The organism is Gordonia sp. AC31, assembly GCF_031844505.1.
Lineage (GTDB): Bacteria > Actinomycetota > Actinomycetes > Mycobacteriales > Mycobacteriaceae > Gordonia > Gordonia hongkongensis.
Window position 1 is genome coordinate 464,362 of the sequence record NZ_JAUZVK010000001.1, and the last position, 21,866, is coordinate 486,227.

The 21,866-nt window shown below is 69.5% G+C and carries 22 protein-coding genes; 5 read left to right on the forward strand and 17 right to left on the reverse strand.

Features of this window, described 5'->3' with window-relative positions:
* Positions 1-75: 75 nt before the first annotated feature.
* The 7 genes from Q9R39_RS02185 to Q9R39_RS02215 all read right to left on the reverse strand — a co-directional run bounded on the left by Q9R39_RS02185 (position 76) and on the right by Q9R39_RS02215 (position 6,902).
* Positions 76-1,104: a glucosyl-3-phosphoglycerate synthase gene (locus Q9R39_RS02185; protein WP_055475896.1), complete on the reverse strand. Its 1,029-nt coding sequence runs from the start codon at positions 1,102-1,104 to the stop codon at positions 76-78.
* Positions 1,101-1,925, reverse strand: coding sequence for a dihydropteroate synthase (gene folP / locus Q9R39_RS02190; protein ID WP_137809065.1), 825 nt, complete (start codon positions 1,923-1,925; stop codon positions 1,101-1,103). Before folP ends, Q9R39_RS02185 begins: the two co-directional genes overlap by 4 nt.
* A gap of 71 nt (positions 1,926-1,996) precedes the next feature.
* The gene (locus Q9R39_RS02195; protein ID WP_078112954.1) at positions 1,997-3,802 is read right to left on the reverse strand and encodes a long-chain-acyl-CoA synthetase; all 1,806 of its coding nucleotides are present in this window, start codon (positions 3,800-3,802) and stop codon (positions 1,997-1,999) included.
* Positions 3,803-3,857: 55 nt separating this feature from the next.
* Positions 3,858-4,415, reverse strand: coding sequence for a TIGR00730 family Rossman fold protein (locus Q9R39_RS02200; RefSeq protein ID WP_078112955.1), 558 nt, complete (start codon positions 4,413-4,415; stop codon positions 3,858-3,860).
* A 43-nt stretch (positions 4,416-4,458) separates the two neighbouring features.
* On the reverse strand, positions 4,459-5,238 hold the full coding sequence (locus Q9R39_RS02205) for a TIGR00730 family Rossman fold protein (protein ID WP_065632642.1): 780 nt from the start codon (positions 5,236-5,238) through the stop codon (positions 4,459-4,461).
* A 46-nt stretch (positions 5,239-5,284) separates the two neighbouring features.
* Positions 5,285-6,382, reverse strand: a complete 1,098-nt coding sequence (dapE, locus tag Q9R39_RS02210; protein WP_065632641.1) for a succinyl-diaminopimelate desuccinylase — start codon at positions 6,380-6,382, stop codon at positions 5,285-5,287.
* Between the two features lie 4 nt (positions 6,383-6,386).
* Positions 6,387-6,902, reverse strand: coding sequence for a DM13 domain-containing protein (locus Q9R39_RS02215; RefSeq protein ID WP_137809066.1), 516 nt, complete (start codon positions 6,900-6,902; stop codon positions 6,387-6,389).
* A gap of 178 nt (positions 6,903-7,080) precedes the next feature.
* Here Q9R39_RS02215 and dapD point away from each other — a divergent pair, with 178 nt between their 5' ends.
* Together dapD and Q9R39_RS02225 are read left to right on the forward strand one after the other, a co-directional pair.
* Positions 7,081-8,046 (forward strand): 2,3,4,5-tetrahydropyridine-2,6-dicarboxylate N-succinyltransferase, encoded by a 966-nt coding sequence (dapD, locus tag Q9R39_RS02220; RefSeq protein ID WP_311277032.1) that lies wholly within the window; start codon positions 7,081-7,083, stop codon positions 8,044-8,046.
* A gap of 48 nt (positions 8,047-8,094) precedes the next feature.
* Positions 8,095-8,337 carry a DUF3072 domain-containing protein gene (locus tag Q9R39_RS02225; RefSeq protein WP_086534711.1) on the forward strand — a complete coding sequence of 81 codons (243 nt, stop codon included), beginning with the start codon at positions 8,095-8,097 and terminating at the stop codon, positions 8,335-8,337.
* Positions 8,338-8,349: 12 nt separating this feature from the next.
* Here the strand turns inward: Q9R39_RS02225 and dapC are convergent, their stop codons facing one another.
* Together dapC and fdxA are read right to left on the reverse strand one after the other, a co-directional pair.
* Positions 8,350-9,492: a succinyldiaminopimelate transaminase gene (dapC, locus tag Q9R39_RS02230; protein ID WP_269553265.1), complete on the reverse strand. Its 1,143-nt coding sequence runs from the start codon at positions 9,490-9,492 to the stop codon at positions 8,350-8,352.
* 10 nt (positions 9,493-9,502) lie between these two features.
* Positions 9,503-9,832 (reverse strand): ferredoxin, encoded by a 330-nt coding sequence (gene fdxA, locus Q9R39_RS02235; protein WP_058252527.1) that lies wholly within the window; start codon positions 9,830-9,832, stop codon positions 9,503-9,505.
* A 441-nt stretch (positions 9,833-10,273) separates the two neighbouring features.
* On the opposite strand from fdxA, the gene Q9R39_RS02240 reads away from it, so the two are divergent.
* Together Q9R39_RS02240 and Q9R39_RS02245 are read left to right on the forward strand one after the other, a co-directional pair.
* Positions 10,274-10,927, forward strand: a complete 654-nt coding sequence (locus tag Q9R39_RS02240) for a cysteine dioxygenase family protein (protein ID WP_311277033.1) — start codon at positions 10,274-10,276, stop codon at positions 10,925-10,927.
* The gene (locus tag Q9R39_RS02245; protein ID WP_058252526.1) at positions 10,924-11,298 is read left to right on the forward strand and encodes a rhodanese-like domain-containing protein; all 375 of its coding nucleotides are present in this window, start codon (positions 10,924-10,926) and stop codon (positions 11,296-11,298) included. The genes Q9R39_RS02240 and Q9R39_RS02245 overlap by 4 nt, the downstream gene beginning before the upstream one ends.
* A 30-nt stretch (positions 11,299-11,328) precedes the next feature.
* On the opposite strand, the gene cofG is transcribed toward Q9R39_RS02245, so the two are convergent.
* The 7 genes from cofG to typA all read right to left on the reverse strand — a co-directional run bounded on the left by cofG (position 11,329) and on the right by typA (position 20,572).
* The gene (gene cofG / locus Q9R39_RS02250; RefSeq protein ID WP_068970765.1) at positions 11,329-12,576 is read right to left on the reverse strand and encodes a 7,8-didemethyl-8-hydroxy-5-deazariboflavin synthase CofG; all 1,248 of its coding nucleotides are present in this window, start codon (positions 12,574-12,576) and stop codon (positions 11,329-11,331) included.
* The gene (locus tag Q9R39_RS02255) at positions 12,573-14,075 is read right to left on the reverse strand and encodes an NAD(P)/FAD-dependent oxidoreductase (RefSeq protein WP_311277066.1); all 1,503 of its coding nucleotides are present in this window, start codon (positions 14,073-14,075) and stop codon (positions 12,573-12,575) included. The genes cofG and Q9R39_RS02255 overlap by 4 nt, the downstream gene beginning before the upstream one ends.
* A gap of 53 nt (positions 14,076-14,128) precedes the next feature.
* Positions 14,129-15,268, reverse strand: coding sequence for an FO synthase (locus Q9R39_RS02260; protein WP_068970766.1), 1,140 nt, complete (start codon positions 15,266-15,268; stop codon positions 14,129-14,131).
* Between the two features lie 60 nt (positions 15,269-15,328).
* Positions 15,329-15,727, reverse strand: coding sequence for a facilitated glucose transporter (locus Q9R39_RS02265; protein ID WP_068970767.1), 399 nt, complete (start codon positions 15,725-15,727; stop codon positions 15,329-15,331).
* A 4-nt stretch (positions 15,728-15,731) separates the two neighbouring features.
* A complete protein-coding gene (gene mshB / locus Q9R39_RS02270; RefSeq protein ID WP_068970768.1) occupies positions 15,732-16,622 on the reverse strand; it encodes an N-acetyl-1-D-myo-inositol-2-amino-2-deoxy-alpha-D-glucopyranoside deacetylase in 891 nt (296 codons plus the stop codon).
* The gene (locus tag Q9R39_RS02275) at positions 16,619-18,592 is read right to left on the reverse strand and encodes an ABC transporter family substrate-binding protein (protein ID WP_068970772.1); all 1,974 of its coding nucleotides are present in this window, start codon (positions 18,590-18,592) and stop codon (positions 16,619-16,621) included. Before Q9R39_RS02275 ends, mshB begins: the two co-directional genes overlap by 4 nt.
* 69 nt (positions 18,593-18,661) lie before the next feature.
* Positions 18,662-20,572 carry a translational GTPase TypA gene (gene typA / locus Q9R39_RS02280; RefSeq protein ID WP_058252521.1) on the reverse strand — a complete coding sequence of 637 codons (1,911 nt, stop codon included), beginning with the start codon at positions 20,570-20,572 and terminating at the stop codon, positions 18,662-18,664.
* 209 nt (positions 20,573-20,781) lie between these two features.
* Here typA and Q9R39_RS02285 point away from each other — a divergent pair, with 209 nt between their 5' ends.
* A complete protein-coding gene (locus Q9R39_RS02285) occupies positions 20,782-20,958 on the forward strand; it encodes a hypothetical protein (protein ID WP_091344396.1) in 177 nt (58 codons plus the stop codon).
* 7 nt (positions 20,959-20,965) lie between these two features.
* On the opposite strand, the gene Q9R39_RS02290 is transcribed toward Q9R39_RS02285, so the two are convergent.
* A complete protein-coding gene (locus Q9R39_RS02290) occupies positions 20,966-21,814 on the reverse strand; it encodes a DMT family transporter (protein ID WP_265966694.1) in 849 nt (282 codons plus the stop codon).
* Positions 21,815-21,866 lie beyond the last annotated feature (52 nt).

The window sequence follows — 21,866 nt, forward strand, 5'->3', positions numbered from 1 at the left end:
ACCCGCGTCAGGGCGGGCGGCGTCGCCGGGTCGGGGCCGGGTTCATCAGGTCCGGCCCATCAGGTCCGGAGCCGCCTAGGAGGCCATCTCCTCGGCCTTGGGGGTCAGGGCGCGCACGGTGTTCATCGGCGGACGATCCTCGAGATAGACCTCGGTGGTGTGCGGCGTGAAGGAGCCGTCGGGTTCGGCGGTGAACTGGGTGAGCCCGACGCCCGAGTCCTCGATGCCGCAGCGGCGCATCAGGGTTCCGACGATCTGGCGGCTCATGACCCCCAATTCCACCAGCGGGCGGTTGCGATGGGTTCGGACCCCGAGGTTGACCTGACCGATCCCGGCCAGGCCGTACCGGTCATAGGTGTCGATGAGAAGGCCGATCTCGACCCCGTAGCCCGGCGCGAACGGCACCGACGAGAGCAACTCGCGGGTGCCGGCGTACTCGCCGCCGAGTGGCTGGAGGACCGCGGTGAGATCCGGCTTCTGGGATGCCAGGAGGGGGCGTGCCACGAGCTCGGTCACGCGTCCGCCACCGTTCGCGTCGTGCGTACCGCCCGTGCGCAGCGGGCGCCGGTAGTAGCCCTTCACGAGCTGGATCTCGGGGTTCAGCAGGAGCGGACCGAGCATCTTGGGCACGAACATCGGGTCCGGGTCGATGAGGTCGGAATCGACGAATGCGATGATGTCGCCGGTCGCCACGGCGACCGAACGCCACAGCACCTCACCCTTGCCCTTGACCGGGTCCAGCTCGGGTACCGCCTCCTCGCGGGAGATCACCTGCGCGCCGGCGGCGAGCGCGCGCTCGGCGGTGGCATCGGTGGACCCGGAGTCCAGCACGATGATCTCGTCGACCAGGGTGCCGTACAGCGGCATGATCGTGGCGATGACGTCGGCGACGGTCTCTTCCTCGTTCAGCGCGGGCAGCACCACCGAGATGGTCCGGCCGTTCTTCGCGTCGACGAGGTCGTCGATCGTCCAGTCCGGCTGCTCCCAGGTGTGGGTTGCCGACCAGCGCTGCTCGGTCCCCGGGGTCTGGGCGACCGTCGGCCACATGGCGGCCTTGTCCCGGCTGACGGTGCTGGGCTTACGTCGCTTCTGCTGCTTGGTCATGCGAGTCCCCTGACTGTTCGGGCGGGTGGTTTCGCTCCCGCGATGGCAGCGACCATGTCGACCACGCGACGAGTGGCAGCGACTTCGTGGACGCGGAAGATCCGGGCGCCTTGGGCGGCGGCCAGACTTGTCGCGGCCAGAGTCCCTTCCAATCGGTGCGTTAGGTCTGTACCCAGAGTCTCCCCTACGAAATCCTTGTTGCTCAGCGCCATCAGGACCGGCCAGCCCGTGTTAACAAGATCTTTTACACCGCGTAACAGAGCCAGCCCGTGGTGAGTGTTCTTGCCGAAATCGTGCGTCGGATCGATAACGATCGAGTCTCGACGCACCCCGGCAGCGAGCGCCCGGTCGGCCGCGGAGGTCACCTCCCGGATCACGTCGGCCACCACCGCGTCGACCGAATCCCCGTATGCGACGCGGTGCGGCCGGGTCCGCACCCGCGCGCCACCCGTGTGCGAGCAGACGATCCCGGCCCCGCGTTCGGCGGCGACGTCGACGACGTCGGGGTCGAATCCCGCCCAGGTGTCGTTGATGAGATCCGCGCCGGCGGCGCAGGCCTGGTCGGCGACCTCGCTGCGCCAGGTGTCGACGCTGATCAGCACGTCCGGATGGCGGTCGCGGATCCAGGCGATCATGCCGACGACCCGGGCGGCCTCGGTCGCGGCGTCGACCTCGCGTCCGGGTCCGGCCTTGACCCCACCGACGTCGATGATGTCGGCACCCTCGGCGACGACCCGGTCGACGTGCGCCTGGGCGGCGGCGTCGTCGAAGCTCGCACCTCGGTCGTAGAACGAATCAGGGGTGCGGTTGACGATCGCCATCACCAACGCGCGGTCGGTCGGCACCCGCCGCCCGCACAGCGTGTCCGATGCCGACGTTTCCGGGCCGGAACTCACCCCTTGGGCACCTTGGCGGCGGCGACATCGTCGGGGTAGTCGTCGTAGAACTCCGTGTAGCCCTTCTCCTTGCCGAGCAACACGTAGAGCCGTTCGGCCTCGGCGTCGGTGTACCCCTCCTTGCGCAGCTCGACCTTGCGGTTCTTGAAGGTCGAGGTCTGCTCGAAGTCGTCGACGATCCGAACGAACAGCGGCACCGCGTACGACGGCAGCGCGTCGTAGAGGTGGCGGGCGAACGCGCTCGGATCGAGGTCGGCGCCCTCGCGCAGCTTGATCGCGATCATCCCGGCGCGACCGTCGGTACCGGGGACCTCGACGCCGTATGCCACCGACTGGGCGACGGCCTGATAAGAGTCGACCGCCCCCTCGACCTGGGTGGTGGCGACGTTCTCGCCCTTCCACCGGAAGGTGTCGCCGAGCCGGTCGACGAAGGCGATGTGCGCGAAGCCCTGATCGCGGACCAGGTCACCGGAGTTGAAGTAGGAGTCGCCGTCCTTGAAGGCGTCCCGGATGATCTTCTTCTCGGTCTCCTCGGAGTCGGTGTAGCCGTCGACGGGGACCCGGTCACTGATCTGGGCGAGCAGCAGGCCGGTACCACCCCGGCCGACCTTCACGAGCCGACCGTCGTCGCCGCGTTTGGGGTTCCCCTCCTCGTCGTATTCCACGATCTTGTACGGGAGCGGGCAGAAGCCGGCGGTCTTGTCGACGCTGAACGCGTTGACGAATGCGAGGTTCAGTTCGCTGGCCCCGTAGAACTCGACGACGCGGTCGACCCCGAAACGCTCGCGGAACTCGTCCCAGATGTCCGGGCGCATACCGTTGCCGACCACGGTGTGCACGGAATGCTGACGATCCGTGGGCTTCTCGGGCTGGACGAGGAGATAGCGGCAGAGCTCGCCGATGTAGCAGAAGGCCGTCGCACGGTTGAGGATCACGTCGTCCCAGAACTTCGACGCCGAGAACGAGCGTCCGATGGCGATGCACGCACCCGAGGCGAGGACCGAGGACAGTGACACCGACAACGCGTTGTTGTGGTAGAGCGGCAGCGGCACGTACATGGTGTCGCTGTGGCGCAACCGAACGGCGAGACCGCCGATGCCGGACAGGCTCGCCAGCCACCGGTTGTGGCTCATCACGCTGGCCTTCGGCATCCCCGTGGTGCCGGAGGTGAAGATGTAGAACGCCTTGGTCGATGCGGGCAGCTGCTCGGTGACCTCGGGATCGGCCTCCGAGAGTCCCTCGGCCGCGGCGTCGAACGCGGCGAAATCGTAGACGTGTTCGGGCAGGACCGATTCCGGGATCGACTCGAAGGCCTCCGCGCACTCGGGATCGTGGATGAGGACCTTGGCCTCGAGGAGGCCGACGCTGTGCTCGAGCACCTCGCCGCGCTGGTTGTAGTTCAGCATCCCGGCGATCGCGCCGAGTTTGACGGTGGCGAGCATCAGCAGCAGGTCGGTCGTGCAGTTCTTGGAGAGCAGCGCCACCACGTCGCCCTTGCCGACGCCGTCGGCGGAAAGTGCTGCGGCGTAACGGTTCACGCGGCGGTTGGCCTCGCCGTAGGTGGTCGTGCGGCCTTCGAACCGGACGAACGGCCGGTCGGGGTGTTCGGCCGCGTGCTTCTGGAAGACCGAACCGATGGTCCGCTTGGCCTCCGGTGGGCGTCGGATGAGCCCCGGCGCGTGCTTGATCATCCCGGTCGCATGTGGCGCCATCTTCACCACGCCGCGAAGGATGTCGGGGATACCGACGGTCTTCTTCACACTCTGCTGCCGACTGTCCTGCTGCTCGACCCCTTGGGACATCTGCCCTCCGCTCTCCCGCTGGCGTTTCGAGTGCCCCGCGCACTCAGGCGCTACCTTACCGGCCGGTAGCAAGGCCTTCCCGTGCTGTCGCCAACTCCACCGCGTCGTTGACCGACCGCGTGATGAGCAGCCGGTCGAGCGATCGTCGGGCGACGAACCCGGTTGTCGACAACTCTCGCAGCCAGTCGAGCAACGGCGCGTAGAAATCGACAGGATCGAGCAGGACGACCGGTTTGTCGTGCATCCCGAGGTAGCCCCCGGTCCAGGTCTCGAAGAGCTCCTCGAGCGTCCCGATCCCGCCTGGAAGGGTGATGAACCCATCGGCACGCTCGTCCATGAGGCGTTTGCGTTCGCGCATGGTCTCGGTGACCACGAGTTCGCCCGACCCGAGGTCGGCGACCTCGTGCTTCATCAGTGCGCGCGGGATGATGCCGACCGTGTGGCCACCGGCCTCGCGAGCGGCGTTGACCAGCGCGCCCATCATGGAGATGTTCCCGCCACCGGAGACGACCACATGCCCCTGTTCGGCGAGCGTCCGACCCACTTCGGCGGCGAGATCGAGGTAGGGCTGGTCGACGGGACCGGAGGCGCAATAGACGCAGACAGTACTCACCGGGCAATCGTGCCATCGTCGGCCGGGAAGGTCATATCGACCCTCAGGGTGTCGCGGCCTCGATCGCGGCGACCACGTCGTCGGGATCGTCGACGACGGTGAGCAGGTCCAGATCCTCGGGCGAGATCATCCCGCGCGCGGCGAGGACGTCGCGCATCCAGGCAAGCAGGCCGCCCCAGAAGTCGCTGCCCACCAGCACGATCGGGAACCGGACCACCTTCTTGGTCTGCACGAGGGTCAGCGCCTCGAAGAGTTCGTCGAGGGTGCCCATCCCGCCGGGGAGACAGACGAACGCCTGCGCGTACTTCACGAACATCGTCTTGCGCACGAAGAAGTAGCGGAAGTTCATGCCGAGATCGACCCACGGGTTGAGGCCCTGTTCGAAGGGCAGCTCGATGTTGAGTCCGATCGACTGCGCCCCGGCCTGATGTGCGCCCTGGTTGGCGGCCTCCATCGCACCGGGTCCGCCACCGGTGATGACCGCGTAACCGGCCTCGCCCAGCGCTCGGCCCACGCGGACACCGAGCGCGTACTCCGGCGACTCCGGATGCAGTCGCGCCGAGCCGAAGACGGTCACGGCCTCGGCGACCTCGCTCATCGCATCGAACCCGGCGACGAACTCGGACTGGATGCGCAGGACCCGCCAGGAGTCACGCATGGTCCGTTCAGAACGACGCGTGGCGTCGCGCGGGTCGACCCATTCCAGCAGGCGGCGGTCCGTGGTCTTGCCGCGCTGGTCTCGCCGAATCCGGATCGGGCCGACGTAGCAGGTGTCGGGGTTCGTTCCGTCTTCGACGGGTTCCGGTTCGGGCGTGGTCGACATGGCGGTCACGCTAGCAGCGCTGTCCGGTCCCGCCGGTCTCGCCAGTTCAGGACAGGTAGGTGCGCAGTAGGTCGGTCACCGCGCGGATCTGCTCCACCGGCACCCGTTCGTCGACGCGATGCGCGAGATTGGGATCGCCGGGGCCCAGGTTCACCGCGGGGATGCCCAGCGCCGAGAACCGCGACACATCGGTCCAGCCGTACTTCGCGCGGAAGCGTCCGCCCGCGGCCGCCACGAGCGCCGCGGCCGCCGGGTGCCCCAGCCCCGGCAGGGCGCCGGCCGCGGAATCGGTGACCTCCAGCCCGATCCTGCCGTCGGCCAGGTCGGCGGCGAACACCTCGCGCACGTGGTCGAGCGCCTGGTCGATCGAACGGTCCGGGGCGAAGCGGAAGTTGACATCGACGTGCGCGGCGTCGGGGATCACGTTGCCGGCCACCCCGCCGCCGACCGCGACCGCCGACAGACCCTCGCGGTACTCGCAGCCGTCGATGTCGACCCGACGGGCCTCGTAGCCCGCCAGCGTGGTCAGGACACCGCCGAGCTTGTGAATGGCGTTGTCGCCCATCCACGACCGGGCCGAGTGCGCTCGGGTTCCCGTCGTCGACAACCGGACCCGCAGCGTCCCCTGGCATCCGGCTTCGATGAGCCCCGCGGTCGGCTCGCCGAGGATCGCCACGTCACCGGCGAGCCACTCGGGGAGTTCGCGTTCGATGTCGTTCAGGCCGTTGAACTCCGCGGCAATCTCCTCGCAGTCGTAGAAGATCAGCGTCAGATCCGAGGCCGGCTCCGGCAGCGTCGCCGCGAGGTGGAGGAACACCGCGTCACCGGACTTCATGTCGACGGTGCCGCATCCGTGCAGCACGTCGCCCTCCGCCGGGTCCGTCTCCCGGCGGTGCGGGAGGTTGCCGGCGACCGGCACGGTGTCGAGGTGCCCGGCGAGGATGACCCGCTGGGCGTGTCCCCGGTCGGTCCGTGCGAGGACACGGTTGCCGTGGCGGAGGATCTCGAATCCGCTCGTCTGCGCGCGCAGGGCGGCCTCGACCGCGTCGGCGATGGCCGACTCGTTGCGCGACTCGCTCTCGATGTCGACGAGCGCGGCGGTCAGTTCGACGGGGTCGGCGGTCAGGTCGAGGTCGGTGCTCACTCCCTCACCGTAGTGAGCCCATCTCCGCGGCGCCGAAGGAGACGCTGAACTTCACGCACCAGAGGAACACCGACGGATAGTCGCCCAGCTCGACGTCGGCGGGGATCTCGTAGACCTGGTTGCCCTTGTTCCCCTTGATCATGCCGAGGTCGACGTGCGGGACGCCCGCGGCCGTACGCCACCCGGCGAACCCCTCGAGCACGTCCCCTTGCGACAGCCACACGTGGACGTCGGGCCCGGTCGTCGTGTCCAGGTCCTCGATCGCCAGCACGCGTGAGCCGTCGGGCTGTTCGATGATCGAGACCGTTCCCGATGTCGAGTGCTCGTGGCTGATCAGGCTGCCGCGCGAGATGACCACCGGCCCGGCGGGCGGCGGCTGCCCCGGCGCCGACGTCGTGGGGGTGACCGCGACCGGGATCGCGTCGTCGACCTCGGTGTCGACGAAGATCAGCCACGGCTGGAAGACGACGGCACCGACCGCCAGCGCCGCCACGAGCACGACGCCGAGCCCGCCCACCACCCACGGCCAGCGGCGTCGGCGGCGCCGGGGCGGTACAGGTGGCGGCGGATGACCGGTCATGCTGGCGACCCTACGAGCGGCGCACAGCGCGTGACCAGGTCTTTGGGCCGAATGGATGACGCCGGGGCACCGGTGGCGGGGCGGGGGCGCCGGGGTCGATCACCTAGACTCACCTGTCGTGACATCTACTGGCGCACACGCAACTGGCATCGCGACCGTGATCGACGGGGGTTCGACTCCCGGCGTCGTCCTCGACGTCTGGTTCCCCGAACCCGAACTCGACGGGGTCGAGACCGCGGAGACCGTGATCCTCGACGACGAGTCGACACCGGCCCACCTCCGTGAGCTGGTGGGCGTCGACGAGGCCCGCGGGGTCAAGACCGTCGCGGTCCGCACCGGGATCGCCGACATCACCGCCGCCCCCATCGACGCCTACGACGTCTACCTCCGACTCCACCTGCTGTCGCATCGCCTCATCACCCCGCACGGCGCCAACCTCGAGGGCATCTTCGGGATGCTCACCAACGTGGTCTGGACCAATCACGGCCCGTGTGCGGTCGAGAACTTCGAGTCGGTACGGGCGAAGCTGCGCGCCCGCGGACCGGTCACCGTCTACTCGATCGACAAGTTCCCGCGCATGGTCGACTACGTGGTGCCCGGCGGCGTACGGATCGGCGACGCCGACCGCATCCGCCTCGGCGCGCATCTCGCGGCCGGCACCACCGTGATGCACGAGGGCTTCGTCAACTTCAACGCCGGCACCCTCGGGTCGTCGATGGTGGAGGGTCGCATCTCCGCGGGCGTCGTCGTCGGCGACGGCTCCGACATCGGCGGCGGCGCCTCGACGATGGGCACCTTGTCGGGCGGCGGCAAGGAGATCATCGCGCTGGGCAAACGCTGCCTACTCGGCGCGAACTCCGGCTGCGGCATCCCGCTGGGTGACGACTGCGTCATCGAGGCCGGCCTCTACGTCACCGCCGGCACCAAGGTCACCGGACCCGACGGCACGCAGATCAAGGCGCGCGACCTGTCCGGCCAGTCCAATCTGCTCTTCCGTCGCAACAGCCTGACCGGCGCGGTCGAGGTCGTGCCGTGGAAGGGCGACGGCATCGCCCTCAACGAGGCGCTGCACAAGAACGACTGACGCCCTGGCTCACTGGCCGGATCTCCCATCCCGACGTATGGTGGGCACATGAGCACATCGAACAATCGTTCGACGAACGAGACCGACGACGTCCTCGGCGCGGGCGCCGGAAACTCCACCGAGAAGGACCCGGACGACTGGGTGACCGGCGACGAGCCGATGACCGGCGCGCAGCGGAGCTATCTCGACACCCTCGCACGGGAGGCCGGCGAGACCCTCTCGGCCGACCTCACGAAAGCCGAGGCGTCCGAGGAGATCGACCGTCTGCAACAGAAGAGCGGTCGCGGCTGAGCAGGGCCGGTGTCAGGCGGCCAGTCGAGCGACGGCCGCACTGATCCGCTCGTCGGTGGCGGTGAGCGCCATCCGAACGTGGCGCTCACCCGCCGGACCGTAGAAATCGCCTGGAGCACAGAGGATTCCGCGATCCGCGAGCCAGGCGACGGTCTCCCGGCACGGTTCGTCCCGGGTGGCCCAGAGATACAGGCCCGCCTCAGAATGGTCGACCCGGAAGCCCGCACCCTCCACGGCTGCTTTGAGCAGCCGACGACGCTCGGCATAACGCTCGCGCTGCTCGTCGACATGTGCGTCGTCGGCCAGTGCGGCGGTCATCGCTCCCTGGACGGGGAACGGCACGATGAGTCCGGCATGCTTGCGGACTGCGAGCAATTCGGCGATCAGTTCGGGGTCGCCGGCGAAGAATCCGGCGCGATACGACGCCAGGTTCGAGATCTTGGACAGTGAGTGGACCGCCAGCAGCCCGGTGTGGTCGCCGTCGCAGACCCTCGGGTCGAGGATCGACAGCGGCTCGCCCTCCCAACTCAGACCGAGATAACACTCGTCGGACACGACGACGGTCCCCCGCTCGCGTGCCCATCCGACGACTTTGCGGAGATGATCGAGGCCGAGGACCTTGCCGGTCGGATTCGACGGCGAGTTGATGAACATCAGCGCCGGGTTCATCGGTCCCAGCGCGACGGTCGAATCCGCCCGCACCGCCCGCGCACCGGCGAGCAGGGCGCTCACCTCATAGGTCGGGTAGGCGACCTCGGGGATGACCACGTCGTCGCCGGGTCCGAGCCCGAAGGTCGAGGCCAGGCCGGCGATCGCCTCCTTGGTACCGATGACCGGCAGGATTCCCGTCTCGTCGAGCGACGTGACCCCGTGGCGTCGGATCAGCGACCCCGCGGCCGCCTCCCGCAACTCGCGGGTCCCGATCGTCGTCGGGTAGCCCGGGAACGCCGAGTTCTCGGCGAGTGCGTCGCGGATGAGTGCGTGCACCGGGTCGACGGGCGTCCCGACCGACAGGTCGACGATGCCGTCGGCGTGGGCCTGAGCCGTCGCCTTCGCATCGGCGATCGTGTCCCACGGGAAGTCGGGCAGGCGCCCGCTGACGCGGGTCGAGGAGACGCGCAGGGGCGCAGCCGTACGGGAGACAGGACTGCTCATGCGGAGGCGGTCAGTCCTCTTCGTTCATCGGCGGGAGACCCTTGATGAACGCCGGATCGGCCTCGGTCTTGCCGACCTTGCTGGCGCCGCCCGGGGAGCCGAGGTCGTCGAAGAAGTCGGCGTTAGCGCTGACGTAGGGCTCCCATTCGTCGGGAACATCATCCTCGTAGAAGATCGCCTCGACCGGGCACACCGGCTCACACGCACCACAGTCGACGCACTCATCCGGCTGGATGTAGAGCATGCGTCCACCCTCGTAGATGCAGTCGACGGGGCACTCCTCCACGCAAGCCTTGTCCAACACGTCGACGCAAGGCTCCGCGATGATGTAGGTCACCACTCACTCCTTCGCTAGGGAAGATCCGGGTCGGCGCGACGAGAAACGCAGTTCGGCGTCGAACGGCACTCCGGCGTCGGCGCCGGTGCGGCCCGAGGGCTGGTCGAACCGCACCCCACAGTATCCGCCCCGGGAGACGCTGCGACGAAATCGGCCCCCGTCCAGAGGCGCCCGAATCCGGGTTTGAGTAACGAGGATCACATCGCCGACCGCGAGACGCCGCTCCGGGTTTCGTTCAGCGTGCCGCCAAACCTCGACGCCGCGACGATCCGCGTGCAGAGTCGGGCGCATGATCGTCGTCGACGAATCCGTCCTCACCGGACACCGACCCGCGGGCGCGTGTGCCCGGGTGCCGCACCGACCCACCGCGCGGTCGATGTCGATGTGCTGTTGCTGAACCGATCGGCCTCACCACATCCTCTTCGACTCTCGCAAGGATTCGCCATGACCTCCACCCTCGCCCGCACCGAACGGGCGCCTCAGTCCGCCTTATCGTCTCTTTCCTCCGCCCGGAATCGTGCTCGGACGTCGTCGCCGCTGCGCGAGCGTCCGGGTACCGCGGCCCCGCGCGCCCTTGGTCACCTGCCGACGCGGCTCCGGCCCGCCGACCTCCTCCGCATCACCGACCAGGGCGTCGCAGACGTCCTCGACGGTGGCCACGACGACCTGCTCCCGGAGGTCTGGGACGAACGGCATCGCTGGTCGACGCGCCTGCACGCCGACGACGACGTCGACGTGTGGCTGATCAGCTGGACCCCGGGCGAGGCCACCGAACTCCACGACCACGCCGGTTCGCTCGGTGCCCTGACGGTGTTGTCGGGCAGCTTGCGCGAGTACCACTGGACGGGAGACGATCTGGCGGTGCGCATCCTCGACGCCGGCGACCAGGCCGCCTTCCCTCTCGGGTGGGTGCACGACGTCGTGCGGAACCCGGTCGTCGCCGCCCCGGAGATCGGTGCGGAGACCAGCCCTCTGGTGACCCCGACGCTCAGCGTGCACGCCTACTCACCGCCGCTGACCGCGATGTCCTACTACGACATCTCCGAGGGCGGCCACCTGCGCCGCGACCGGACCGTTCTCACCGACCAGCCCGAATGAGCACTCCCCGCACCATCGACGACGTGCTCGCCGACGCACGGTCGCGGATCGCGCGGGTCGAGGCCGTGGACGTCCCCGCCGAGCTGGCCGACGGGGCGGTGCTCGTTGATATCCGTCCCGCGGCGCAGCGCGCGGAGGAGGGCGAGGCCCGGGGTGCTCTCGTCATCGAACGGAATGTCCTCGAATGGCGGTGCGACCCGGCGAGCGACGCGCGCATCGACCAGGCCGTCGACCATGACGTCCGCTGGATCGTCCTGTGCTCCCAGGGATATACGTCGAGCCTGGCCGCCGCGGCCCTGCAGGATCTCGGGTTACATCGCGCCACCGACGTCGTCGGCGGATACGAAGCGCTCGCACCCGTTCTCGGCTGACTGCCACGCACCCGACGACAGGTGCGTCCCTCAGGCAACCGCCGGCCAGGGACGCGGGGCCGGGCGGGTGTCGACGGCGAGGCCGGTCACCGGGTCGGCGAGCGCGGCGACGTGCTGGGTCAGTGCCGGGTCGATCCAGTCGGCACCGTTCAGCACATACGGCGGCTGCGCGGTGATGCGTTCGGTGAGAACGAAATCCGACTCCGCGGTGCGGGCGGCCAGGGCGTCGAGGTGAGGCCACGGGCGTTCCGGGTTGACGTGATCGGGAGTCAGCGGCGACACCCCACCCCAGTCGTCGACGCCGGAGGCGATCAGCGCGGCACATTCGGCGGGCGACACCAGGTTCGGGGGCGCCTGGATCCGCATGTGTGGGCCGAGGACGACCCGGGCGACCGCGACGGCGGCGAGGAACTCGGTCATCTCCGCGTCGGGGGTGGAGCGCATCGCGGTGTCCGGCTTCGCCCGGAAGTTCTGCACGATCACCTCCTGGATGTGCCCGCCTCGGGCGTGCACATCCGCGAGAGCCAGCAGCGATTCGGCCCGCTCGGTGAGTGATTCGCCGATCCCGACCAGAATCCCGGTGGTGAACGGGACACGAGCGGTGCCCGCGTCACGCAGCACCTGCATGCGGACCAGCGGGTCCTTGTCGGGACTTCCGTAGTGTGCCTGGCCTTTCTCGGTGAACAGGCGACGCGACGTCGTCTCCAGCATCATGCCCATCGACGGTGCGACCGGGCGCAGACGGAGCAGTTCCTCGAGGCTCATCACCCCGGGGTTGAGGTGCGGCAGCAGACCTGTCTCCGACAACACGGCGACCGCGGCGGCACGAACGTAGTCCAGCGTCGAGGAGTAACCCCGTTCGGCCAGCCATTCGCCGGCCTGCGGCCACCTGTCCTCGGGGCGGTCACCCAGCGTGAAAAGCGCCTCCTTGCAGCCGAGTTCGGCACCGCGGCGCGCGAGGTCGACGACCTCGTCGAGTTCCAGATAGAGCCCCTCCCCCGCGCGGGCGAGTTTTCCGGGGACCGTGACGAAGGTGCAGTAGTGGCACCGGTCGCGGCACAGGCGCGTCAGCGGGATGAACACCTTGCGGGAGTAGGTGATCTGCCGGGACCGGCCGACCGCGGCCAGCCCCTCGTCTCGGAGCGCCCCGGCGATCGATTGCAGTTCGACCAGGTCGTCTCCTGCGCAGGACAGGAGCGTCACGGCCTCGTCGAGACCGATCGGCGCCCGGTCGCGCGCGGCGTCCAGGGCCGCGCGGACGGTCAACTTCTCGGTCATTCCTCACCCTCCTCAGGTGTTCCGGTGCCGGCGTCGGGACGGGGTTCGTACGGTTCGGGGTCGAAGGTGCCGTTGCGTTCGCGGAACGACGCCGCGGTGCCCGGCCACAACAGGGTCAGGCGACCGCTGTCGGGGTCGACATACCAACTCTCACAACCGGTCAGCCACACCGTCGACTCGCTGCGAGCGTCGATCTCCCGCGTGTATTCGTCTTCGGCGGCAGGCGAGACCGCCAGCGTCGTGATCCCGTTGCCGGCCATGTACTCCAGCGCGCCCAGGACGTAGTCGAGTTGCGTCTCGATCATGTAGATCGCCGAGTTGTGGCCGAGCGCCGCGTTGGGCCCGTCGAGGACGAACATGTTCGGGAATCCGCTGACCACGGTCGAGGCATAGGACGTCATGCCCGCCGACCAGTGGTCGGACAGCCGCCGACCGGCACGACCGGTGATGCGCGATGCGGCGGGCGGGCGTGCGGATTCGAAACCGGTTGCCATCACCAGGACGTCGAGATCGTAGGTGTGACCACTGTGCGCGGTGGCCTTGGTCTCGGCGACCGACGTCAGAGCACTCGACTCGAACACCACGTTGGAGCGTTGTAGCGCCGGATAGAAGTCGTCGCTGAGCAGGATTCTCTTGCAACCGATCTCGTAGTCGGGGGTCAGCTGTTCACGGAGGTCGGCATCGGCCACCTGCCCGTGGAGGTGATCCCGTGCACGGGAACGGATCTCGTCGATGTCCGGATGCAACCCGAGCCGCTGCCGAAACGCCGCATCGGCTTCGGTGAGCAGTCGGTCGCGCACCTCCGCCGCGACGACGGGGTCGAGCATGGCGGCCCGCTCGTCGTCGGTGTAGAGCCGGTCCGCGCGCGGCACGACATACGGTGGCGTGCGGCAGAACACGACGAGATCGTCCGCGGCGTCGGCGAGATGCGGGATGAGCTGCACCGCCGACGCACCGGTTCCGACGATCCCGACCCGCGCAGCCGCAACGTTGACGTCGTCGTGCCAGGCGGCCGTGTGGACGACCTGTCCCGGGAAGGTGTCGAGTCCGTCGATGTCGGGGATGCGCGCCTCCGACAACCGTCCGACCGCAAGCACCAGCGAGCGAGCGCGGAAGGTGACGGCCCGGCCGTCCGGCGCCGCCGCCGTGATCACCCAGTGCGCCCCCTGCTCGTCCCAGACCGCTTCGCGGAGTTCGCGATTGAGCTCGATGCGGTCGGCGAGTCGTTCGTCGACGACGATCTGTTCGAGATAGCTGCGGATCTCGGCGCCACGAGGGAACCGCGCCGACCAGTCGGCCGGCGGCCGGAACGAGAACGAGTACAGATGGGCGGGGATGTCGCAGGCGATGCCGGGATAGGTGTTGTCGCGCCACGTGCCCCCCACGCCGTCGGCGCGTTCGAGCACGACGAAGGACTCCCGCCCGCGGCGCGCGAGCTGCGTCGCCATCCCGAGCCCGGCGAAGCCCGCGCCGATGATGGCGACATCCACGTCGTCCATCGTCAGCGCGCGCTGCTGCGCTCCGGCCGCCCGCCCGGAAGACATGCTCCGGCTCACGCGGACACCTGTGGCAGCGGGAGTTGCCGGTCGGGCTCCGGCACCCCGTAGCGGGTGGTGCGCTGGCGCGGCCTCCGTCCGGCTCGCGCCGCGATGTCGACGACAGCCGCGGCGTCGAGGACACGACCTGACTCCGGTCCCGCGCCCGGCATCAGGGTGCCGTCGAGCAACAGCCCACCCAGATCATCTGCCCCGCCGCGCAACACCAGATCGACGGTGGCCGCGGGCAGTTTGGTCCACGCCACCTGCAGATGGTCGAGGAGGCCTGCGGTCATGAGGCGGGCGACGGCGTGCAACGCGCGGGTCTCCCGCTCCGACGCGGTCCGCGAGGCGGTGTCCGCCAGGTGGGGCGGCACGTTCTCGGGAAGCAGCGGCATCAGGATCAGTTCGCTGAAACCGCCCGTGCGACGCTGGATCTCGAGTAGCAGTCGAAGATGGGCGATCTGGTGTGCGGGCGTCTCGACGTGCCCGTAGAGCATCGTCGCGGTGGAGAAGAGACCCACGCGGTGGGCGGTCTCGATGACGTCGACCCAGCTGCCGACCGGCGGCGCCGTGCCGGTGGGTGAGAGTGTCGCGCGAACGGTGTCGTCGAGGATCTGGGCGGCGGTCCCCGGCACCGACCCCAGGCCCGCCGACCGCAGCCGCTCGAGGTGTTCGACGATCGTGATCCCGGCACGCTCGGCGCCGTCGACGATCTCCGGGGCCCGATAGGCGTGCAGGTGGAGCCCGTCGGCGGCACCCGTGATGTCCTCCACGAGCCGGACGTATCCGTCGGCCGGCAGTTCGGCTGGCAGGGGTCCCTGCATGCAGATCTCGGTCGCGCCGAGTGCGACCGCCTCGGCGACCAGTTCGTCGAGACCCGGGTCGTCGGGTCCGAGCCGGCTGACGACCCCGGTGTCGAAGTTGCGGTTGACCACGAAGGTCAACACCTCCGGGTCGGTCACCTGCCGACGGACGGTGTCGGCCAGATCGCACAATTCGTCGAGCTGCGCACCCGAGGCACCCAGGAGTGCGACCCAGCCGTCATCGTCGAGGGCGTCGGCCCCGAGAGTCGGGTCGTCACGGACACGGCTCAGTGCGGCCGTGACGCGCTCGATCGGGGCCATGATGTCTTCGGCCCACGCGCGCAGAAGCATGTCTCTCACTCTAACGCCGCCCGTCGCGGCACAACGCGGAGCGCCCCTGCGGAGCGGTGGTCAGTCGGGTTCGGGCAGCCGCCCCGTCCAGCCCAGCGCGGCGCACGGCCCGACACCGAGGACGACGAGCAACAAGGTCTGTACGAGGTAACCACTGCTGATCGAGAGCACGACGTCCCCGCCCGGGCCGGGGAGCCCACCGGCGATCACGACGACGAGCCCCCACGCGGCGAGGGGCCCGTACCGCCACGGGGTCGCGGTGAGGCCGGCCGCGAGCCAGAGCAGGACCGCATTGACCACGCCGGCGACGAGTGCCGCGACGGGCAGGGCGACGCCGCCGAAGCGCTGATAGGTGAACGCAACACTCAGGAGCCCGATCGCGAACCCGTCGACGACGAGGAACCCCAGGAGCAGTCGGTCGAGGACGGAACCCGATACGGGCCGAACAAAGCGGGCCATCGAGTCAGTCGATCCCGGCGAACAGGTCCGACTCGCGCGTGTCCGTGGCACCGAGGGACTCGTGACGCTCTGGTTCGGTGAGGATGAAATGCTCGGCGCGGGCGATCGGCTGCAGGATGTTGTTCGACAGCGCGTATTCGGTTCCGGACGCCGCAACGGTCACCTGTGTGGCGTGGGCGGCCAGGGCGGCCACCTTTTGTGGGAGGTACGCGCTGATGTCGATCTCGGTGGTGATGTCGGCGTCGGGATAGCTCGGCAGCTCACCGTCGCGGGGCATCCGCCAGCCGTCGGGAACCGCGGCCACGCCGGCGAGCCCGGAGTCCAGTGCGCTGCGTTCGGTCACCGATTCGTAGATCTTGGTCGGGCCCGGACCGGCTTCCCGGGCGCGGGCGACCGCGGCCGTCGTGACCTCGTGCACCAGTTTGTGGTCGGGATGGCCGTACGTACCAGAGGCGTCGTAGCTGACGACCACCTGGGGTGCGAAGTCGGTGAGCACGTCGACCAACGCTCCGACGGGCTCGTCGAACGGTGCCCGCACGAGTGCGCGCGGGTGGTTCGCGGACGGCGCGCCGGCCATCCCGGAGTCCCGCCATCGGCCCGCACCGCCGAGGAATCGCGGCCGCAACGCGGGTCGGCCGGCGGGACTGAGCTCGGCCAGTGCCCGCGTGAGTTCGAGGACCCGGAAACCGCCGAGCTGGTCGGCGCCGCCGTCGGCGACCAGCTGCGCCCACTCGTCGCCGATCACCTCGCCCTCCTCCCCGAGCGTGAAGGTCAGCACCCGCACGTCGACGCCCTCGGCGAGATACCGGGCGATGGTGCCGCCGGTCATGATCGTCTCGTCGTCGGGATGAGCGTGGACGAGCAGCAGCCGGCGATCCGCCGGAACACCGGTCACGTCAGCTCCCAATCGACCGCGGTCCCGAAGATCGAGACCTGGATGGGTCCGGTGAGCGGGACGTCGCGCACCGCGGACGTAGTTCCCACGACCATCGAGTCCTGGTACAGCGGCCGGTAGATCGCCTGCGCGGCGAGGAGCGGCTCGGCCTCGTTCAGCGTCGGGATCGGGTCGTCCTCGGAGAGTGCGGTGCGCGCGAGCTCGATGAGCCGCGGGTCACACAACCCGGACACGTTGCTGGCATAGCTGTCCCCGGGATCGCCACCGCTCGGCGCGATGCTGGTGGGCGTCGGCGGCGTCGCGGGCGACGGTTCGGTACCGGGCTTGGGCTGGTTGCAGTCGACCTGCGACGCGAGCGACGACGCCGGCGGCACGCCGAGCCCCGACCACCCGACGACCAGGTCGACGCGCTGGTTGGTGAGCGCCGACCCGTACAGCTCGCTGTTGGGCAGCGTCACGACCTGAGCGCGCACCCCTGCACCTCGAAGCTGGTCGACGATGCTCGACGCGGCCGACGTGGTCCGCGGATCGCCGGCGACCGCACCGACACGGACGATGAGGTCCTGCCCGTCGCGCTGGAACGGCAGGATTCCCTCGGGCAGTTCCGGTACCTCGACCAGACCCTCGATCGGGGTCTCGCTCATCCCGGGCGTCGCCGAGCCGCCGGCGGACGGCGCCTCGGACGCGGGCGTGGACCCGGACGGGGACGACGGCGACACCGAGGAGGGCTCCGACGACGACGCAGACGGCACCGGGGATGCCGAGCCGACGGGCTCGGGCGCGGCGCGGCGGTAACCGGCGGCGCCGAGCAGGGCGTCGACCTCGGCCGGTCCGAGGCGCGGGCGGTCGACCGGCGAATAGCCCGGATCCGACGGCGCGAAGACGGTGTTCGCGAACGGTTCGACGACCCAGTCGCCGGCACCGGCGAAGGTGGTCAGTCGCGGATCGACCAACCCGAGGATCGCGCGCCGGACCTCCACCGAGCTCATCGCGTCGGTGCGGGCGTTCACGCTGACACCGAGTGACCGCGACGTCAGGCTGCGGGCGGTCTCGAGACCGGGCAGCGCGGTCAGTTCCGCGTCGGTGGCCGGCGAGGCGCCGAGGGCCACGATGGCCGAGTCGCCGGATCGTACGGAGTCGAGCATCTGGGCCGACGTGCCGGCGCGGCGGAGGACGATCTGATCCAACCGGGGCGGGGTGACCCAGTACCGGTCGTTGCGGGCGAGGCGGACCTCGTCGCGGGTCTTGTCGATCCCCACGATCGCGTAGGGCCCGGCCGAGACCGGCTTGCCGGTGTCCATCCCGGTCTGGAAGCCCGCCGGCGCACCCTTGAGCACGTGACTGGGCAGCAATCCGGTGAACAGCTCTCGCCACGCGGGGTACGGCGACTCGAACCGCACCTCGACGACCTTGCCGCCCTCCCGGGACTGCACCGAGTCGATGAGCCGGTAGCCGGCCGGTGCCACGACGTTGGGCTGCCGGGACATCTGTTGCCACAGGAAGTTGAAGTCGTCGCCCGTCACCGGCAGGCCGTCGGACCACTGGGCGTCGGTGTGGATGCGGTAGGTCACGGTGAACGGCGCCCGCGACGTCACCTCCGCGGAGGTGACGAACGAGCGCTGCAGTTCCCACACCGTCCCGCCCGGGGTCTGGACCGGCGCGAACGCGCTGGGCAGCGTCATCGCCGCGACCGCCGTCGTCACCGGGTTCTGATCGGCGGCGATGTGCGGGTTGAAGCCCGATCCGACCGAGTCGGTGGCGATGTAGATCGTCTTCTCCACCGGGTACTCGGTCGGGGTCGGCGGTGGCCCGGTGTCGCGGACCGGGGGCGGCGGATCCGACATGCAGGCGGTGAGCACCACGAGCAGGGCGACGCTGCACGAGAGGATGCCGAGCAACCGCCCACGGACCCGGTTCGCGGCCTCGCGGCCCGGTCGTGGTCTCGCGCGATTCACCTCGGATACCCCCATGACGAAGAAGCTTCTCGGTCCGTCGGACGCGCCCGCCACCGTGATGCGGCGCCGGAGCGCCATCGACACTCAGCTGACGGCGGCATCCCGGGACTTGGCCCGCGAGCGCTCACGGGCGCGCGTCGTCGAGTCGAGGTGCACCTTACGCACTCGCACGACCTCCGGGGTGACCTCGACACACTCGTCCGCGGCGCAGAATTCCATGGCGCCCTCGAGGTCGAGTTGCATCGGCTTGGCGAGCGTCTCCATCACGTCGGCCGAGGACTGACGCATGTTGGTCAGCTTCTTCTCGCGGGTGACGTTGATGTCGAGATCCTCCTGGCGCGGGTTGATCCCCACGACGTGGCCCTCGTACGAGTCGTCGCCCGGGTTGACGAAGAACGTGCCGCGGTCGGCGAGCTGGATCATCGCGAACGGGGTGACCGTTCCCGACCGGTCGCTGACGAGCGAACCCGTGTGGCGGGCCCGGATCTCGCCCGCCCAGGCGTCGTAACCCTGGAACACCGCGTTGGCGATGCCGGTGCCGCGGGTCTCGGTGAGGAAGTCGGTACGGAACCCGATGAGGCCGCGCGAGGGCACGATGAACTCCATCCGGACCCAGCCGGTGCCGTGGTTGTTCATCTGCTCCATGCGGCCCTTGCGGGCGGCGAGCAACTGGGTGACCGCGCCGAGGTACTCCTCGGGCACGTCGACGGTCAGATGCTCGAACGGCTCCTGGACCTTGCCGTCCACCTTGCGGGTGACGACCTGCGGCTTGCCGACGGTCAGCTCGAAGCCCTCACGACGCATCTGCTCGACGAGGATGGCCAGGGCGAGCTCGCCGCGTCCCTGCACCTCCCAGGCGTCGGGCCGGCCGATGTCGAGCACGCGCAGCGACACGTTGCCGATCAGCTCGGTGTCCAGACGCTGCTTGACCATGCGGGCGGTCAGTTTGTGGCCCGAGACCCGGCCCGCCAGCGGCGACGAGTTGGTGCCGATGGTGACCGAGATCGCCGGCTCGTCGACGGTGATGCGCGGCAGCGGCTGCGGGTTCTCCAGGTCGGCGAGGGTGTCGCCGATCATGATCTCCGGCATACCGGCGACGGCCACGATGTCACCGGCCGATGCGGACTCGGCGGGCGCCCGGTCGACGCCGACGGTGGCGAGGAGCTCGGTGATCTTGGCGCGCTCGACGACGGCCTCACCGTCGACCTCGCGGCACCAGGACACCTGCTGACCCTTGCGGAGGGTCCCGTTGTGGATGCGGACGAGCGCCAGACGGCCGAGGAAGGCCGAGGCGTCGAGGTTGGTGACGTGTGCCTGCAGCGGGGCGTCCGGGTCACCCTTGGGCGCCGGGACGTGTTCGAGCAGGACGTCGAAGAAGGAGTCGAGGTTCTCCCCCGCCGGGATCTCGCCGTCGGCCGGCTGCTCGGTGCTGCAGACACCGGCGCGACCCGAGGCGTAGAGCACGGGGAGCTCGAGGACGAGTTCGGCGGCCTTCGCGGCCTCCTCGTCCAGGTCAGAGGCGAGGTCGAGGAGCAGATCCTGCGTCTCGTCGACGACCTCCTGGATGCGGGCGTCGGGACGGTCGGTCTTGTTCACGACGACAATCACCGGCAGCTCGGCGGCCAGCGCCTTGCGGAGCACGAAGCGCGTCTGCGGCAGCGGGCCCTCGGAGGCGTCGACGAGCAGGACCACGCCGTCGACCATCGACAGGCCGCGCTCGACCTCACCGCCGAAGTCGGCGTGGCCGGGGGTGTCGATGACGTTGATGACGACCTCGGTGCCGTCCGGCTGGCGCCGGTGGACCGCGGTGTTCTTGGCGAGGATGGTGATGCCCTTTTCACGTTCGAGATCACCGGAGTCCATCACCCGGTCGACGACCTCGGCGCGCTCGCCGAACACGCCGGACTGGCGCAGCATGGCGTCGACGAGTGTGGTCTTTCCGTGGTCGACGTGCGCGACGATCGCGACGTTGCGGAAGGTGGGGACAGCGCTCACTGGCTCTCTTTCGTGTGGTTGGGGACCGGCAGCGGCGGCCGGCGTCCGGGTCACTGCCGAACGTCTGGAACGTTCGCAGCCGAACGGCTCTGACCGGCGCGAGGAGCAGATCACCTAGGGATTCAACGTCACAGACTATCGGCTCGGGCGGTGAGACCGCGATCACAGCACCCACAAGAGTTGTAGTTAGGGTCTGCTAACCTCGCCGTATGGGCAAGGTCGACCCGACCAAGGTGGGCTCTCTGAAGCCCAAGAAGAAGTGTTGCAAGAGTTCGACGCGCTGTGTTCGCTGCCCGGTGGTCATTCACCGGATGCGCAAGCTCGACACCTCCGACATGTCGAAGAAAGAGCTGCACAAAGCACTGAAGAAGGCGCGCGCCGCCTGATTCCCGGTCACCCCGGTGGCATCTCCGCCTCACGATCGTCGGACCGGTTGTCGTCGTCGACCGATCGCACGGCGACGGCCACCGCGACGAGCGCGATCCCGACCGCTTCCAGGGGCCGCGGCACCTGCGCCAGCGCGAGCAACCCGATCGCCGACGCCGTCACCGGCAACAGCGCGAGCAGGATCGCGAACCTCGCCTGGCCGACCCGCCGCAGCACGATCTGGTCGAGTGCGTACGGCACCGCGGTCGAGGCGATGCCGAGTAGCAACCCCTGGGCCAGGACCACCGGCAACGCGGCCCCCGCGCGTACCGCGTCGGCCACCCACCACGCGAGCGGCGCGGTGAGCAACGCGGCCACCGCGAAACCGGTCGCCAGGTCCTCGACGCCCGTGCCTCGCGCCGCGACCCGTTTGCCCAGGACGATGTACCCCGCCCAGCAGGCGGCCGCGGTCAGCGCCAGGACGACGCCGATCGCGGTTCCCGACCACCGGACGTCCGCGATCAGGACCACGCCGACCGCCGCCAGGACGAGTGCGGCGACGTCGCGACGCGTCGCAGAACCCAAGGCGGCCACCACGATCGGGCCGAGGAACTCCAGGGCGACGGTCGTGCCCAGGGGCAGGTGCGCGAGCGCCTCGTAGAAGGCGATGTTCATCCCGGCGGTGATCAGCCCGAAGCATCCGGCGAGGCGCAATCGCTCCCAACGCCAGGCCGTCCGGGCCGGTCGCACCCACAGCAGCAACACCAGCGCGGCCCCGGCGATCCGCAACCACGCGACGGCGGCCGGGGAGATGACGTCGAACAGGCCGACGGCGACGGCCGCGCCGAGATACATCGATGTCGCTCCGACGACCATCAGTCCCGGCGGGACCAGCACGTCTCGCCGTGTCACCGGCACGACGACCGCC